The following is a 982-nucleotide window of genomic DNA, read 5'->3' on the forward strand; positions in this document are numbered from 1 at the left end:
ATCGATAGACTCTCAACTTCGTCTGAAATGCCGTGAGCTTCTTGGCCATATGCAGATAGGCGATTGGCATTTTCGCTTATTTCATTTGAGACTGAACTTTGTTCTTCCGCAGCGGATGCAATTTGAATGCTCATTTGCGAGACAAGGCCGATGGCACCTGAAATCTGCTCAAAGGCCTCTTTTGCTTGGCTCGCCTTTTCAACAGACTTCTCGGCAACCTCTTTGCCACTGCTCATGGTCGCATGTGCAGAATCAGCACTGCGCTGAAGCATGTCGACCATTTGTTGAATTTCCTCGGTCGAGGTTTGTGTTCGCGAGGCAAGGGCTCTTACTTCGTCGGCAACAACGGCGAAGCCACGGCCTTGCTCTCCCGCTCTTGCTGCTTCAATGGCGGCGTTCAGTGCAAGTAGATTTGTTTGCTCCGCAATTCCTTGAATAACGCTAACCACTTCGTGAATTTTGTCGGTATCACTTTTAAGCTGTTCAATTTTTTCAGCTGCACCGCCAACATCCGCGGCGAGTTGATTGATGATGGACTGGGTATCAAGCACCACTTGAGTTCCGACAGCACTGTCTGATCCGGCTTGTTTCGCACTTTCAGACGTGTTGCTTGCGCTATGTGCCACCTCAGAAATAGAGGCGGACATTTCGGTGATCGCGGTCGCCATCGAATCCGTTTCGTTCAAAGTGTTCCGAGCGACAGCTTGATTGCTTTTTGCGCTGGTATCGAGCAGTGACGCTTGCTCGCTAACTTGATCTGTTTTGACGATGATATCGCTAATTAATCCACGTAAAGCAGCAATAAACTTGTTAACGGTTTTGCCGAGTTGGCCGAGCTCGTCATTGGTTCTAATGCGAACCTCGGTTCTTAGATCGCCGCCTGCGGTAGCGAGTTCGTTCAATACGTTATTCATCTCTCGAAGAGGGCGAATGACGAGTCGTGGCATTAGCCAGGCAATGCCACCGCAGATCATCAGTGCAA

Annotated in this window: 1 protein-coding gene; it reads right to left on the bottom strand. The window is 49.6% G+C overall.

Features of this window, described 5'->3' with window-relative positions; genetic code table 11:
* Positions 1-982 (bottom strand): methyl-accepting chemotaxis protein (locus A3750_RS19935; protein WP_156498775.1); only part of this gene is annotated, 982 nt, incomplete at both ends.

It is taken from the genome of Oleiphilus sp. HI0079 (genome assembly GCF_001635105.1).